Genomic DNA, 13025 nt, shown 5'->3' on the forward strand with positions numbered 1-13025 from the left:
GCGACCTCTCCCGGTCGAGCGGACCTGATCCGATCGACGCATCGGCGCGGAACGTCGCTGCGCCCTGATCGTTAGCGTCGGTGAACAGGGAGATGCGCACATGGATACCGGAGCCCGACTGACGATGCTTGCGCGCGCCGGCTTCGCGACCCGTGGCGCGCTTTACATCGTCATTGCCTTCCTCGTGCTGCGGGCCGGGCGGTCCGAGGATCCGTCGGGCGCGCTTGAGTATCTCGGCGATGGCGGCGGCATGATTCTCCTTGGCCTGATGGCGGCGGGGTTGATCGGCTATGGGCTCTGGCGGCTGTCGGACGCCGCTTTCAACATCGAGCAGCATGATGATGATACCAAGGGCAAGATCAGCCGCGTCGGCGCGGCAGCAAGCGGCCTGATCCACCTGTTTCTGGCGTGGCAGGCGATCCGGCTCATGCAGGGCACCTCCGGTGGCTCGGGCGGCGGGACGGAGGAAAGCGCACAGAGCGCCCTCCAACTGCCCGGCGGCTTCATCCTGCTCATCATCGGTGGCCTGATCCTGATCGGTACGGGGCTATACCAGCTCTTCAAGGCCGCCAAGGGCAGCTACTTGAAGCATCTGGAATCGCAGGTCGCGCGCAAGGCCTGGGCACAATGGACCGGTCGGCTGGGCTATGCGGCGCGTGGGGCGATCTTCCTGATCACTGGCGGTTTTCTGGTCTTTGCGGGGCTGGATTCGCAGGCAAGCGAGGCCGGCGGCATGTCGGACGCGCTCGCTTGGCTGACCAACCCCTGGGACATCCTGATTGCCATCGGCTTGCTCGGCTTTGGCATGTTCAGCCTGATCGAAGCGCGGTACCGGCGCCTGCAGACCGTTTCTGCCGGCCCTTTGGCGAGCGGGGCATCGCGCTTCGGCTGGTGAGCGGGAACCCAACGGTACATTGCACAGGCATCGCTAAGCATTAAGCTGCGGCGAACGATAAGGGGGATGTCATGACAGTTCAGCAGCGCGACGCGGATCCGGCGCCGCGCGAACGGCAAGGTCCGGGCGCGCGGATCGCTATGGCGACCGTGATCATTCTGGCGGTCGTGGGCACCGCGTGGCTGTTCGTCAAAATGTCCGGCCTGCTGCTGCTGGTCTTCGCGGCGCTGGTGCTGGCGGCTATTCTCGATGCCATCACCCGCGTCATCTGCCGCATCCCCAAGCTGCCGCGCGGACTTGGGCTGGCTCTTGCGGTGGTGACGCTGCTGGCGGTCATCACCGGCGCTTTCACGCTGTTCGGCACGCAGATCGTGGGCGAGTTCGACACCATCCGGGACAGCATCCCGCCCGCCATCGACCAGGTGCAGGCGCTGCTGGAGCGATTTGGTCTCGGCGACGCCACCCGCGACCTGATCGAGCAGGGTCAGGGCGACCTTTCCAACCTTCTGTCTCAGGCCGGCGGTTATGCGCTCACGGCGGGCAACGGCATCGCCAATCTGGTGCTGCTGTTCGTCGGCGCCATCTTCATCGCCAGCGATCCCGCCGTCTATCGGCGCGGCCTCATCTTGCTGATGCCCCAGCGGGCCGAATCCCCGCTCGGCGAGGCACTCGATGATGCGGTGCGCGGCTTGCGAGGCTGGATGATGGGACAGGCTGTCTCGTCGGTGGTCGTGGCGGCGTTGACCTGGGCCGGGCTTGCGGCGTTGGGCGTGCCCGCAGCAGGCGGCCTTGGCATCATTGCGGGCCTGCTGGATGTGATCCCGATGATCGGCCCGATCATCGCGGGCGTGCCGGCCGTGTTGCTGGCCTTTACCGTGTCGCCGATGACTGCCCTGTGGACCACCCTGGTGTTCCTCGTCATCCAACAATTGCAGGGCAATTTCCTGCAGCCAATGATTCAGAAACAAGCCGTGGACGTGCCGCCCGCCGTGCTGCTCTTCGCGGTAGTGGCGGCCGGGCTTCTGTTCGGCTTCATGGGCATGCTGCTGGCTGCGCCGCTGACGGTGGTGGTCTTCGTGATGGTCCAGCGGATCTATGTGCGCACGCTGCTTGGGAAGAAGATCAAGATCGCCGGGCAGGACTGACGGGCGCGCGAGAACCGTGGCTGATCATGAGGGACGGGCGGGGCCAGCCGCTCGTCCGGACAACAAAAAAGGCGCCGGAAAGCCCGACGCCGTTCTTGTCTTGAAATCCGCGAGAGCGATCAGGCCAGGCCGGCGACGCTCTTGGTCAGGCGGCTGAACTTGCGCGAGGCGGTGTTCTTGTGGAGCACGCCACGGGCCACGCCGCGCGACAGCTCGGGCTGCGCGGCGGAAAGGGCTGCCTGCGCCGCCGACTTGTCACCCGCTGCGACCGCTGCTTCCACCTTCTTTACGAGGGTGCGGATGCGGCTCATGCGGCTACCGTTGATCTCGGCGCGACGTGCGTTGCGACGAATGCGCTTCTTTGCCTGCGGCGTATTGGCCATGAAATTCCTCGAACTCGAAACTGTTTTTGGGCGCGCGGCCCGACTCGCCAGGCGGAAGCCGCAGGCGCGCGAAGGCCGGGCCATTAGCCCTGATCCGGGACAGCGTCAACCGCCTTGTGGCGACGAAGCCGGCTTCTGCGTGCCTGCCGTATCCGTGCGCAAGCGCGCTTCCACCTCGCCGACCGGGACGGAAGCGGCATCCGGCAGGTCGTCTGGCTCCGTGATGGGGAGCGCGGCCTCATCCTGCCCGCGCATCCCGGCCACGATGTTCCAGGTGGCGATGAACAGGGCAGCGATGACCGGACCGATCACCAGCCCGCTGAAGCCGAACAGTTGCAGCCCGCCCAGCGTGGTGATGAGCACCAGATAGTCCGGCATTCGGGTATCCCGCCCGACAAGGATCGGCCGCAGCAGATTATCCACCATCCCGATCACGAAGATGCCGCAGAAGATGAGGATGAGCGCTTGGGCCAGCGCGCCGCTGACCAGCAGGTAGACCGCGACCGGCACCCAGACGATGCCGGTACCCACGGCGGGCAACAGCGAGAAGAAGCCCATCATCACTCCCCACAGCAAGGCGCCTTCGACGCCCAGCAGCCAGAACACGACCCCGCCGATGAAGCCCTGCACGATGGCGACGATGATGCTGCCCTTCACGGTCGCGCGGATCACCAGCACGAACTGGCGGAGCAGTTCCCGGCGCGGGCCATCGCGCAGTGGCGTCCGCTTGATCACGCTCTCCATGAGCGTCTCGCCGTCGCGTAGGAGGAAATAGGTGAGATAGAGCATGACGGTGAACGCGATGAACAGGCTGAACGCACTCTGGCCGATGTTGACGGCCTGCGCTGCCACGAACTGGAAGCTGTCTGCCGCCGCTTCGCGCAGCCGCTCTTGCGCGGCATTGAAATTGTCGAGCCCGTAACGCTGGAGCCAGCTTTCGGACCAAGCGGGCATGCTGGCGCGCAGATCATCGAACAATTGCGCGAAGTTGATCTCGCCGGACTGGATGCGCGCGTAGAACACGCTCGCTTCCTGAATCAGCGCGATGGTGAGCAGCAGCGCCGGTACGATCACCAGTGCGATGATGAGCAGCAACGTCAGGCCGGCAGCGGCGCTGGGCCAGCGCGGCATGATGTCGCGAATCTCGCGATGCACCGGCTGGAACAGGATGGCGATGATCACGCCCCAAAGGATCGCCTGGAAATAAGGCTCCAGAATGAACGCGAAGGCGACCGTGATGAGGATGACCAGCGCGAGAAAGGCGTGATCCTCGATCTTGCGGGGCGGTGGGCTGGCATCCATGCTGGGCGAATTCCGTTCAGTTCGTCTGGCGCGACCTCATCGCAAAAACAGCGCAAAGGCAATGTCGATCCGTTGAGGCCGGCAATTCCTCAGCGCGTGTTGACCCCGACGGCCTGGCTGATCGACGTGAACCCATCCCGGCGCAAGAGATCGGCGAGCCCGGCATTGATGCGCGCGGGCAGATACGGCCCCTCATAGACCATCGCCGAATAGAGCTGGATGAGGCTCGCGCCGGCGCGGATGCGGGCATAGGCCTGCTCGGCGGTACGGATGCCGCCGGCGCCGATCAACGGCAGCCGGTCGCCGAGGCGCTGGCGGAAATCGCGCAGGCGGCCAAGGGCCATATCATGCAGCGGTGCGCCGGACAGGCCACCCGATTCCCCGGCATTGGCGGAGCGGAGGGAGGCCGGACGGCTGATCGTGGTGTTCGTTACGATCAGTCCGTCGATGCGGTGCTGCAAAGCCAGTTCCGCGATGTCGTCGACGTCCGCCGGCTCGAGATCGGGTGCGATCTTGAGCAGCATCGGCGGCCCATCCTCTGCACGCGCGGCCATCACGCGGCCGAGCAGGGCGTCGAGCGCGCCCCGGTCCTGCAGGGCGCGCAGGCCGGGGGTATTGGGCGACGACACATTGACGGTGAGGTAATGGCAATGGGGGCTCATGGCCCGCACGCCTTCCTCATAATCGGCAATGCGATCCTCGGTGTCCTTGTTGGCGCCGATGTTGATGCCGATGATCAGCCCCCGTGGCTTGCCGCGTCGACCGAGCCGGGCGCAGGCCGCCGGTTGCCCGCCATTGTTGAACCCCAGCCGGTTGATGATGCCGCCATCCTCGACCAGCCGGAAAATGCGCGGGCGTGGATTGCCGACCTGTGGGCGCGGGGTCAGCGTCCCCAATTCTCCAAAGCCGAAGCCGAGCGCGCCAACCCGGTCTATCACGTCGCCATTCTTGTCGAACCCCGCAGCGAGGCCGACCGGGCTGGCGAAGTCCAGTCCGAACAGCCGTTGGGCCAGAATTGGGTCCGGCTTGGGGGCTGAGGGCAAAGGCAGGCGCAGCGCGGCAAGGGCGAGGCCATGGGCGCGCTCCGCATCGAGCGCGAACAGGAGAGGGCGGAGCTTCTGGTACATGCCGCGCGCTATGCCAGCGCTCGGTCAAGCGGTCAAAGGGCAGCGCGACGGAGCCGTGGCGTGGAACCCCACCGGGCTGCGATTCGCATTATCATGACGATTCCGTCCAATCCAAGCTGAACGAATCGGGTTACGGTGAGACTGCGACCCGAAGGGCTCTTGGTCATTTGGCTCAGAGACCTTGAACTTTAGCGGTCTGGCGGGTGATATTGCCTGCCGGGCCGCTTTTTTATTTGCCGCATCAGCGATTTGTGCGAAAGGTCGGTCAGGGTGGAGCACGCGATGGCGTGGCCTTGGCCCTGCCGAACTGCCAGTCCTTCCGATCGAACATTTCGGCTCGTCTTTCCCTGGAGAGTGGTCAGGGTCGCGCGTGCGTCACAGATTCTCCGTTGCCGATACTGCGGACATGGTAGCGCTCAGCTACTTCGTTCCGCCTGTCGATCTGGCACATTATTTTGGCGCGATGTACCTGTTCACCGCGGACCAGCCGCGCGTGGCGGACCATACCCGTGCGGACTTCGCGCAAATTCGCTTCATGCTCGCTGGTTCGGGTGCCTATCGGTTCGTGGACGGGCACCGGGCGGAGACCCCTGAATGCTGCCTGCTCGGCGCGACCAGCGCGGCGACCCATTTCGATGTGCACGGGCCTTTGCAGGTCTTCGGGGTTTCCGTTCTGCCGCTGGGCTGGGCGGCGCTGCGGGCCGGCGATGCGGATGCGGCATCCGATGATGTGGTCGATCTCGCTGCGCGGTTCGGCCCCGGCTGGACCGATATGCTGTCAGCGCTGCGGAGGATCGATGATCCTGGCAGTGCGGAAGATATCTTCTGGGCTTTCATCCGCGATCACCTTCATCCCGTCCCGGATGCGGAGCGCAGATTCATCGAGGTCGTGGACCGCTGGCTGGCAGACGAGCAGTCGCCCCGGGTCGAGGTGCTGCAGGAGACGACGGGCCTTTCCGCGCGCCAGCTCGCGCGCTGGTGCAATCGCCTGTACGGCGCGCCGCCCAAATATCTGGCGCGCAAATATCGGGCGCTGCGCTGTGCCCAGGTTCTCGCGCGCGAAGATCTGGAGTGGGCGGAAGTGAGCGGCGATGCTTTCTACGATCAGTCGCATTTCATCCGCGAGATCAAGCATTTCACGGGCCTCACGCCCACGGAGCTGCGCGAGCGGGCCAGCATCGTGATTCGCCTCTCGATGAAGCGCGCTGAGCTCAAGGACGGGATCGCCAGGTTGAGCCAGATCAGCTGACTCGCCAGCCGCTGTCGCCTGCCCGCCCCTGATGGCGTAAGGCAACAGAAGCGCCCGCGCTGCGAATTGCTCTGCTTTCGGGCTTGATTTCCGCCGAGCGTCGGCCCATTTGCGCAATCAGACCGATTTACTCCGATTTGAGAGTCGTTTGCAAACATGCGCCTGTCGAGCCTTGCCGATTATGCCGTGCTGATGATGCGGACCGCCGCCTCGCAGTGCGGTGGCGCGCGGGCGAATGCGGCGAGCCTCTCGGCCAAGGCCGGCATTCCGGTGCCGACGGGACAGAAGCTTGCGAGCCTGCTCGGCCGGGCCGGGCTGATCAAGGCGACGCGCGGCAGCGGCGGCGGCATCAAGCTGGCGCGTCCGGCAGCGGCGATCACGCTGGCCGACATCATCGAAGCGGTCGATGGCCCGATCGCGCTCACTGGCTGCCTCGAGCCGCACGGGGCGGAATGCTGCGCCCTCTCGCAGCCCTGCGACATTCGCCCGCACTGGATCGGCGTCAACGCGCTGGTCCGCGATGCGCTGGCGCATGTCACGCTGGCTCATCTCATCGCTTCCCCTGAAACGCTGCCGGTTGCGGCTTTCTCGCCTCCGGGCCTGACTGGCCCTGCAAGCGCAACCGCCATGGAGTCCGTGCAATGACTGCCCCGGTCGATACCCGCCCCAAGAATGAAGATGCGCTCGCCGCCGCCAAGAAGGTGAGCGACTATGAGTGGGGCTTCAGTTCGGACATCGAGCAGGAGTTCGCGCCCAAGGGCCTGAGCGAGGACACTGTCCGCTTCATCTCGGCCAAGAAGAACGAGCCGGAATGGATGCTGGAGTGGCGCCTCAAGGCCTATCGCCACTGGCTGACGATGGACTCGCCGGATTGGGCGAAACTCAACGTGCCGCCGATCGATTATCAGGACGCCTATTATTATGCGGCGCCCAAGAAGAAGGTCGAGTTGGGCAGCCTGGACGAGCTCGATCCGGAAATCCGCCGGACTTACGAGAAGCTGGGCATTCCAATCGAGGAGCAGAAGGTGCTCGCCAATGTCGCGGGCGCGCGCCGGGTTGCTGTGGACGCTGTGTTCGACAGCGTTTCGGTTGCCACCACATTCCGCAAAGAGCTGGAGGAAGCCGGCGTCATCTTCCGCTCGATCAGCGAGGCGATCCGCGAGTTCCCCGATCTGGTGAAGAAGTGGCTCGGCAAGGTCGTGCCGATGCATGACAATTACTTCGCCACGTTGAACTGCGCGGTGTTCTCGGATGGCACCTTCGTCTACATTCCCGAGGGCGTCCGCTGCCCGATGGAGCTCTCCACCTATTTCCGCATCAATGCCGAGAACACCGGCCAGTTCGAGCGGACGCTGATCGTCGCCGACAAGGGCAGCTACGTCTCCTATCTGGAAGGCTGCACCGCCCCGCAGCGCGACGAGAACCAGCTCCACGCCGCCGTGGTCGAGCTGGTCGCGCTGGACGATGCCGAGATCAAATATTCGACGGTGCAGAACTGGTATCCCGGTGATGCTGAGGGCAAGGGCGGCATCTACAATTTCGTCACCAAGCGCGCGCTCTGCCAAGGGCGCAACAGCAAGGTGAGCTGGACGCAGGTGGAAACCGGCAGCGCGATCACGTGGAAATATCCCAGCTGCGTGCTGAACGGCGAGAACAGCGTCGGCGAGTTCTACTCGGTCGCGGTGACCAACAATCGCCAGCAGGCCGATACCGGCACCAAGATGATTCACAACGGGAAGAACACCCGTTCGACGATCGTCTCCAAGGGCATCAGCGCCGGCAAGTCCAATGGCACCTATCGCGGCCTTGTGCGGATGAGCGCCAATGCGGAAGGCGCGCGCAACTTCACCCAGTGCGATTCGCTGCTGCTGGGTGACCAGTGCGGCGCCCACACCGTGCCCTATATCGAGGTGAAGAACCCGAGCGCCATCGTCGAGCATGAGGCGACGACGAGCAAGATCAGCGACGATCAGCTCTTCTACGCCCTGCAGCGCGGGCTGAATCAGGAAGCGGCGGTGAGCCTGATCGTCAACGGCTTCGCGAAGGATGTGCTCCAACAGCTGCCGATGGAATTCGCAGTGGAAGCACAGAAGTTGCTGGGGATCAGCCTTGAGGGATCGGTTGGGTGACTCCTGCGCTTTCTCCCACCGTCATGCCGGACTTGATCCGGCATCCCGCTTCGTCCAGCGCAGCGCCGAAAGGCAGCTGGACCCCGGATCAAGTCCGGGGTGACGAATTAGATAAGGCCATCGGAGGGTGACCGGCGAGTTCGACGAGGTCAGCGCAAATCCCGCCGAGTTAAAGCGACAAGGCGGTCCCGAGGTGGAAGCGCACGTCCATTGCGCTAACCATCGGACGGAGCTTGATCGAAGTAGCGTGGCGGGTTGTTTTTACTGCTGCACTAGTTTCGCCGCTGCCGGGATAGAGGATTGGGTTGATGATGGCGGAACAGCCTTGTGCCCGAACTGCGGCATCGACTCAGTGATTGGGGATGCTTCTGGTTTCCGGGTTTCGGATGAAGCATTTTTGAAGCGGATGCACAGCATCTGGTTCTGACGATCAAGAATTTAAGAATCGAAGGACAGACTTTTGAGCGACGAAGACGATATTCAGGATGCCCTCGCCGATTTCGCGGAAGATGTCGGCAACGGCCAGTCATGGACGGCGGCGATCCGCATCCTGACCGAGGATTACGAACTGGAAGAGGGCGAGCTTCAGCCGCGTGCCGTCAAGGATTTCGGCGATCTCGATGCTTATCAGGCGCAGTGCCGCGAGGCGCTGGCCAAGGGCGATGCGACGTTCACCGAGCGGCTGCGCACGCACAAGGCGTTCCACAAGGCCAAGGCGCCCAATCTCGCGCGCATGGGGCCGGTGAGCGAGTTCGTCGTGGGCTTGCTGGAGAAGGGCGCACCGGAGCCTGGCGCCGACTGGTGGCCCTATATGCCGATCAAGCGGCACATCGACACGCTGTTCCCCGCCCCCGGCGATGTGCGTGACATGGCCTTCTGGACGGCCCGCACGCTCATCCGCCAGCACGAGCAGGAAGGCGCGCGCTGATGCTGACCATCGACAATCTCCACACCGAAATCGACGGCAAGGCCATCCTCAAGGGCCTCAGCCTCTCGATCAATGCGGGCGAGATCCACGCGATCATGGGGCCGAACGGCGCGGGCAAGTCCACGCTGGCCTATACGCTTGGCGGTCGGCCCGGTTATGAAGCCACGCAGGGCAGCGTCTCGTTCAACGGCGCCGATCTGCTCGACATGGAGCCGCATGAGCGCGCCGCAGCCGGCTTGTTTCTCGGCTTCCAATATCCGGTCGAGATTCCCGGCGTCTCCAATGTCCAGTTCCTGCGCGAGGCGCTGAACAGCCAGCGCCGCGTGCGCGGTGAAGAGCCGCTGTCCGCCGCCGATTTCCTGCGGCTGGCGCGCGAGAAGGCGGCGCTGCTCGGTATGGATATGGAGATGCTCAAGCGCCCGGTGAATGTGGGCTTTTCCGGCGGCGAGAAGAAGCGCGCCGAGATGGTCCATATGGGCATATTGGACCCCAAGCTGGCGATTCTCGACGAGACCGATTCCGGCCTCGATATCGATGCGCTCAAGACCGTGGGCGCCGGGATCAACGCGATCATGCGCGCGCCGGACAAAGCCGTGCTGCTCATCACCCATTATCAGCGCCTGCTCGATTATGTGCAGCCGGACTTCGTGCACGTGCTCGCGGCCGGCCGCATCGTGAAATCGGGTGGACCGGAACTGGCGCTCGCGCTGGAGAAAGACGGCTATGCCGAGGTGGTCGCCGCATGAGTTTGATTGCCGCCTTGATGCTCGCGCAGAGCGCCGTCGCTGCGCCGCCGGTGCCGAATGAGGGCGCGACCGACGGGGACATCACCGTCATCGCGCAGCGCCTGCGCGGCGTCCAGGTGGGCGTCACGCGTGACGCGGCGGGCAAATATCATTGCGGATTGAGTGAATCGACCGGCGTGCGCAAGCTCGATGCGGCCTTGTGCAAGGCCACCACGCAATGCGTGCGCAAGGGCAAGGCGTCGCAGGACGAGGTGCGCGCCTGTGTGGACAAGGCCCGGCCCTCGTTGGTCGCGCGCATTCGCGAGTATCTGTCGACCGAGCGTGCGGGAGGCGGCGCATGATGGCACCGGCAACGCTCCCCACGCGCCGCGACGAGGCTTGGCGCTATAGCGATCTCGACGCTGCGGCGCAGGTCTGGCCCGTGGGCGCCCCCGAGCGGATCGTCGTCGCGCCCGGTGAAGTGCGCACGCTGGCACTGCTGCAGGATGGCGCGGACGGCGAGAGCATCGTGCGCGATCATCTGGTCGAGATCGGCGCGGGCGGCACGCTCAACGTCCATCTGCTGAACAGCGGCGGCACGCTGGGCCGTGTCACCTTCGACGTAACGCTGGCGCGCCATGCGCATTTCGAGCTGAAGGCGGCGTTGATCGGTGGCGCGTCGCAGACCATCGAGCTGGTGACGACGCTCAACCATGCCGAGCCGGAAGCGACCAGTGCACAGACCGTGCGGGCGATCGCGGCGGGCAAGGCGACGACCAATTATCTGGGCCAGATCCGCGTCGCGCGCGATGCGCAGAAGACCGATGCCGCCCAGAGCTTCAAGGCGATGCTGCTCGGCCGCACCGCCACGGCCAATGCCAAGCCGGAGCTGGAGATCTTCGCCGATGACGTGAAGTGCGCCCATGGCGCCAGCATCGGCCAGCTTGATGCCGCTGCCCTGTTCTACATGGCTTCGCGTGGGATCGATCCGACAAGCGCCAAGGCGCTGTTGCTCGAAGCCTTCATTGCCGGGCTGTTCGACGACATGGCCGACGAGGCCGAGCGCGAGCGGTTCGCGACGGTAGCGCGGGCCCGGTTGGAGGCACTGGGATGATGGGGCGCGCTGCTCTTCTGAATGGGTCGCTGACCCCTGCCGCCCCCGTGCTCCTGCGAAGTCAGGAGCCTAGGGCGCAACCGACTGCCCTTGCCGCCCAGGGCTCCTGCCTTCGCAGGAGCAAGGGAAGGGGCCGTGCTGGGTGTGTCTCGACTTCGCTCGACACGAACGGAAGGGTGGGGTTGATCGGGTTATTCCGGCCTCGGGTTCGCGCTCGCGCGCTCTGTTCGGAGATGTCAGCGTGATGACGACCAAGACCCCGTTCGTGTCGAGCGAAGTCGAGACACCCTCCGCCGCAACCATGAACGCGCTCCTCAGCCGTCGCGCCGATTTCCCCGGCCTCGTCACCGTTGACGGCAAGCCCTGGCACTATCTCGATACCGCCGCCACGGCACAGAAGCCGCAGGCGGTGATCGAGGCCACGGTGCGGGCCATGGGCGCGGATTATGCGACTGTGCATCGCGGCGTCTACGCGCGCTCGGCGGACATGACGCTGGCCTTCGAGGCCGCGCGCCGTCGCGTGGCGCGCTTTATCAACGCGCCGAGCGAGAATGAGATCGTCTTCGTGCGCGGCGCGACCGAGGGGATCAATCTCGTCGCGCAGAGCTGGGGCGGGGCCAATCTCAAGGCCGGCGACCGCATCCTGCTCTCGACGCTGGAGCATCACAGCAACATCGTGCCCTGGCAGCTCATTGCCGAGCGGACCGGTGCGCAAATCGACGTCGCGCCGCTGACGCCGGATGGCCGCATCGATCTGGATGCCATGGCGGCGATGATCCGCCCGGAGCACAAGCTCGTGGCACTTGCGCATGTCTCCAATGTGCTCGGCAGCGTGCTGGACGTGCGGCGCGTGGCGGAGATTGCCCATGGTGCCGGGGCGCTGTTGCTGGTCGATGGCTGTCAGGCCGCACCGCGTCTCGCCATCGACGTGCAGGCGCTGGGCTGCGATTTCTACCTCTTCTCCGGCCACAAGCTCTATGGCCCGACCGGCATCGGCGTACTGTGGGCGCGGGGCGAGATCCTCGAGGCCATGCCGCCTTATCATGGCGGCGGCGCGATGATCGACAAGGTGACCTTCGCCCGCACCACTTATGCACCGCCCCCGGCGCGGTTCGAGGCTGGGACGCCTGCGATCATCGAGACGATCGGGCTGGCGGCGGCAATCGATTATGTCGAGGCGATCGGGCTTGATCGCATGGCTGCCCATGAGGATGCGCTGGTCGCACGCACGCGCGAGGCGTTGCGCGGCATCAACACCATCCGCCTGCTCGGGCCGGAGGATGCAGCGGGAATCGTCTCTTTCGTGATGGAGGGGGTTCATCCCCACGACATCGGCACTATCTTGGATGAGAGCGGCGTGGCGATCCGCGCGGGCCATCACTGCGCACAGCCGCTCATGGCGCATCTCGGCGTCGAGGCGACGGCGAGGGCCAGCTTCGGGATTTACAATGATGAAAGCGATATCGAGGCGCTGCTGCGTGGCCTCGATCGGGTCAGGACGATATTCGGATGAATGACGAGAGCAGAATCAGAACCGAGGAAGTCGAAGGCGTCGCTCCGCCGCCGCGCGCTCGCGTGAGCGATGTGGTGGAGGATGTGCCGTCATCGGCTGAAAATGCCTCGGACAAGGTCGCCCGCAAGCGCGACTATCTGGAGGGCTTTCTTGCCCAGAAGCCCAGCGATGCGCCCGCCGGTGAGCCGGGCGGCGCGACCTATGATGCGGTGATCGATGCGCTCAAGAGCATCTTCGATCCGGAAATCCCCGTGAACATCTACGATCTCGGGCTGATCTACGGGGTCGAGGTGGGCGAGGACAATCATGTCGCCGTGACCATGACGCTGACGACGCCGCATTGCCCGGTCGCGGAATCGATGCCGGGCGAAGTGGAAATGCGCGTGGGATCGGTGCCCGGCGTCGGGCTGGTGGACGTCAATCTCGTCTGGGACCCACCGTGGGACCCGCAGAAGATGAGCGATGAAGCCAAGCTGGAACTGGGGATGCTGTAAACACTTAGCCCCTCCCCTTCA

15 protein-coding genes are annotated in these 13025 nt (G+C 64.8%); 12 read left to right on the plus strand and 3 right to left on the minus strand.

Going from position 1 to position 13025, the window contains the following annotated elements:
* Positions 1-100: 100 nt before the first annotated feature.
* A complete protein-coding gene (locus M2335_RS02515; protein ID WP_264593660.1) occupies positions 101-895 on the plus strand; it encodes a DUF1206 domain-containing protein in 795 nt (264 codons plus the stop codon).
* 71 nt (positions 896-966) lie between these two features.
* A complete protein-coding gene (locus M2335_RS02520) occupies positions 967-2040 on the plus strand; it encodes an AI-2E family transporter (RefSeq protein ID WP_181558403.1) in 1074 nt (357 codons plus the stop codon).
* Positions 2041-2159: 119 nt separating this feature from the next.
* On the opposite strand, the gene rpsT is transcribed toward M2335_RS02520, so the two are convergent.
* The 3 genes from rpsT to M2335_RS02535 form a co-directional block, all read right to left on the minus strand.
* A complete protein-coding gene (gene rpsT / locus M2335_RS02525) occupies positions 2160-2423 on the minus strand; it encodes a 30S ribosomal protein S20 (RefSeq protein ID WP_181558404.1) in 264 nt (87 codons plus the stop codon).
* A 105-nt stretch (positions 2424-2528) separates the two neighbouring features.
* Complete coding sequence (locus M2335_RS02530; RefSeq protein WP_264573826.1) at positions 2529-3725, minus strand: AI-2E family transporter; 1197 nt, start codon at positions 3723-3725, stop codon at positions 2529-2531.
* Between the two features lie 89 nt (positions 3726-3814).
* Positions 3815-4852, minus strand: coding sequence for a quinone-dependent dihydroorotate dehydrogenase (locus M2335_RS02535; RefSeq protein WP_264593661.1), 1038 nt, complete (start codon positions 4850-4852; stop codon positions 3815-3817).
* Between the two features lie 370 nt (positions 4853-5222).
* Between M2335_RS02535 and M2335_RS02540 the strand changes: the two genes are divergently transcribed.
* The 10 genes from M2335_RS02540 to M2335_RS02585 all read left to right on the plus strand — a co-directional run bounded on the left by M2335_RS02540 (position 5223) and on the right by M2335_RS02585 (position 13004).
* Complete coding sequence (locus tag M2335_RS02540) at positions 5223-6101, plus strand: AraC family transcriptional regulator (RefSeq protein ID WP_264593662.1); 879 nt, start codon at positions 5223-5225, stop codon at positions 6099-6101.
* A gap of 156 nt (positions 6102-6257) precedes the next feature.
* Positions 6258-6746 carry an RrF2 family transcriptional regulator gene (locus M2335_RS02545; RefSeq protein ID WP_264573823.1) on the plus strand — a complete coding sequence of 163 codons (489 nt, stop codon included), beginning with the start codon at positions 6258-6260 and terminating at the stop codon, positions 6744-6746.
* Positions 6743-8230, plus strand: coding sequence for a Fe-S cluster assembly protein SufB (sufB, locus tag M2335_RS02550; RefSeq protein WP_264593663.1), 1488 nt, complete (start codon positions 6743-6745; stop codon positions 8228-8230). The genes M2335_RS02545 and sufB overlap by 4 nt, the downstream gene beginning before the upstream one ends.
* Before the next feature lie 127 nt (positions 8231-8357).
* Positions 8358-8657, plus strand: a complete 300-nt coding sequence (locus tag M2335_RS02555; protein WP_264577201.1) for a cytoplasmic protein — start codon at positions 8358-8360, stop codon at positions 8655-8657.
* Positions 8658-8690: 33 nt separating this feature from the next.
* Entirely contained in the window at positions 8691-9158 is a 468-nt protein-coding gene (locus M2335_RS02560; RefSeq protein ID WP_264593664.1) for a hypothetical protein, read from the plus strand.
* On the plus strand, positions 9158-9904 hold the full coding sequence (gene sufC, locus M2335_RS02565) for a Fe-S cluster assembly ATPase SufC (protein WP_264571817.1): 747 nt from the start codon (positions 9158-9160) through the stop codon (positions 9902-9904). The genes M2335_RS02560 and sufC overlap by 1 nt, the downstream gene beginning before the upstream one ends.
* Positions 9901-10245, plus strand: coding sequence for a hypothetical protein (locus M2335_RS02570; RefSeq protein ID WP_264593665.1), 345 nt, complete (start codon positions 9901-9903; stop codon positions 10243-10245). The genes sufC and M2335_RS02570 overlap by 4 nt, the downstream gene beginning before the upstream one ends.
* Positions 10245-10997, plus strand: a complete 753-nt coding sequence (locus M2335_RS02575) for a SufD family Fe-S cluster assembly protein (protein ID WP_264595343.1) — start codon at positions 10245-10247, stop codon at positions 10995-10997. Before M2335_RS02570 ends, M2335_RS02575 begins: the two co-directional genes overlap by 1 nt.
* Before the next feature lie 301 nt (positions 10998-11298).
* Positions 11299-12510 carry a cysteine desulfurase gene (locus tag M2335_RS02580; RefSeq protein ID WP_264595344.1) on the plus strand — a complete coding sequence of 404 codons (1212 nt, stop codon included), beginning with the start codon at positions 11299-11301 and terminating at the stop codon, positions 12508-12510.
* A complete protein-coding gene (locus tag M2335_RS02585) occupies positions 12507-13004 on the plus strand; it encodes an SUF system Fe-S cluster assembly protein (protein ID WP_264593666.1) in 498 nt (165 codons plus the stop codon). The genes M2335_RS02580 and M2335_RS02585 overlap by 4 nt, the downstream gene beginning before the upstream one ends.
* Positions 13005-13025 lie beyond the last annotated feature (21 nt).

The sequence above is a fragment of the Sphingobium sp. B12D2B genome (assembly GCF_025961775.1).
Taxonomy (GTDB): Bacteria; Pseudomonadota; Alphaproteobacteria; order Sphingomonadales; family Sphingomonadaceae; genus Sphingobium.